The 2,088-nt window shown below is 71.6% G+C and carries 1 protein-coding gene and 1 pseudogene; both read right to left on the reverse strand.

Features of this window, described 5'->3' with window-relative positions; translation table 11 throughout:
* A pseudogene (locus EV647_RS03045) lies at nt 1–554 on the reverse strand (hypothetical protein); the annotation flags it as partial.
* A 113-nt stretch (nt 555–667) separates the two neighbouring features.
* Nucleotides 668–1,672 carry an HNH endonuclease signature motif containing protein gene (locus tag EV647_RS03050; RefSeq protein ID WP_133998079.1) on the reverse strand — a complete coding sequence of 335 codons (1,005 nt, stop codon included), beginning with the start codon at nt 1,670–1,672 and terminating at the stop codon, nt 668–670.
* Between the last annotated feature and the right edge of the window lie 416 nt (nt 1,673–2,088).

The raw sequence follows: 2,088 nt of genomic DNA on the forward strand, positions 1-2,088 counted from the left end.
GCCGGGGTCGCCTTCCGTGCCGGGGTCACGTCCCGCGCCGCGGTCACCTCCCACACCGCGCAGAAGGGCTGATACCGCGCCGGGGTCGCCTTCCGTGCCGGGGTCACGTCCCGCGCCGCGGTCACCTCCCACACCGCGCAGAAGGGCTGATACCGCGCCGGGGTCGCCTTCCGTGCTGGGGTTGCGTTCCGTGCTGGTGTCGCCTCCCGCGCCGCGGTCGCCTCGCGGGCCGAGGTCGCCTTCCGCACCGGGGTCGGCTCCCGCGCCGCCCGCGCCGCGGTCACGTCCCGCGCCGAGGTCGCCTTCCGCGCCGGGGTCACGTCCCGCGCCGGGGTCGCCGCCCGCGCCGCCCGCGCCGCGGTCACGTCCCGGGCCGAGGTCGCCTTCCGCACCGGGGTCGGCTCCCGCGCCGCCCGCGCCGCGGTCACGTCCCGGGCCGAGGTCGCCTTCCGCACCGGGGTCGGCTCCCGCGCCGCCCGCGCCGCGGTCACGTCCCGGGCCGAGGTCGCCTTCCGCACCGGGGTCGGCTCCCGCGCCGCCCGCGCCGAGGTCACCTTTCACGTCGGCGTCGCCTTCTGTGCCGGTGTCGCCTTCCACGCCGGGTCACCTTCCATGCCGACGTCACCTTCAAGGAATGGTCGCTTGAAGGTGAGACGTCGGGTGTGGATCAGAAGGGTGGCGGGGGATCCGGAGATCGGCTGACAGAGTTGGACGTGCTGGCGTGTGGAGTGATGGGACCGCGGGCGGGTGGGACGGTGGTGTAGCGGTGGCCGGTGGGGGCGGTGAGGGTGACGGAGCCGTCGGGGTGTGTGGTGCTTTTCCAGCCCCATGCCGGGGTGTCTTTGATGACGTGGTGGTATTCGCAGTAGGGCACTAGCCCGGTCAGGTTTGTCCGGCCGGATTGTTTGAATGGTGTGGCGTGGTCGCGGTCGCATTGGCGTGAGGTGCGGTTGCAGCCGGGCCAGGCGCAGACGGGGTGGCGGGCGAGCAGGGTTTCGGTGACGACCGTGCCGGGGTCGTGGCGGGTGGTGGATGCGTCGAGGACGGTGCCGTTGGTGGGGTCGGTGAGGAGTCGTCGCCAGGTGCCGTCGCGTGCGATGCGGCGGGCCATTTCGGCTGGGATGGGTCCGTAGCCGGTGAGTTCGCAGGGGTCGTCGTCCACGCCGAGGAGGGTGGTGATGGGGACGAGGACCTCGATGTGGGGTCGTCGACGGTGTTGGTCGGGTAGGCGGCGGCCGAGCCAGTCCATCCCGTTGTGCAGCATCTGCTCGAACATGTCGGCTACTACGTCGGCTCGTCGTTGCTCGACGTTTCGCTCGTCCTTTGTCCGCTGACCTGACTCCTTCTCGGCCGGTCCGCCGGAGAAGTCCGGTCCGGACCCGGCGGTTCCGGTGACATCGTCAGCCCCGGCAGCGTCAGCCTCGTCGGCGTTGGACGTGGCGTTGAACGTGGTGTTGGCGTCGGTCCTCCGAGCCCCGGAGATCGCGTCGGTTGTGGCGCTGGAGTTGCGAGCGCCCGGGAACGCGTCGTCGAACTCCACGGAGCGGCGGCGATCACGTGGCGGATCGGTGACGGCGGTGTTGTCCGCGCTGTCGTTGTTGCCCGGGGCGCCGGCAGTGCCTGAGGTGCTCGCGTTGCCCGCGGCGTTGTCCGTGCTGTCGCCGTTGCCCAAGCTGCTGGCGTTGCCCGGTGTGCTGGCAGTGCCTGGGGTGCTGGCAGCGCCCGGGGTACAAGCAGCGCCCGGGGTACAAGCAGCGCCCGGGGTACAAGCAGCGCCCGGGGTACAAGCAGCGCCCGGGGTACAAGCAGCGCCCGGGGTGCTCGCGGTGTTCTGCGTGGCGGTTGTGCTGCGGTGGTGCGGGGGCGGTGTGTCGGTGCCTGCGGTGTTGGGGGTGTGCGCAGTGCTTTGCGTGGCGGTTGTGCTGCTGGGGTACGCGGTCGGCGTGTCAGTGCCTGTGGTGTTGGGCTTGCCGGTGGGGTGGGTCGTCTGGGTGGGGTTGGTGGTTGGTGTTGGGCGTTTGGCGAGGTCGGCCATGGCTTGGATGACGACCCACATTTGCTGGATCTTGTCGGCGGTGTGCACGACCC

The organism is Kribbella sp. VKM Ac-2566 (genome assembly GCF_004366005.1).
GTDB lineage: Bacteria > Actinomycetota > Actinomycetes > Propionibacteriales > Kribbellaceae > Kribbella > Kribbella pratensis.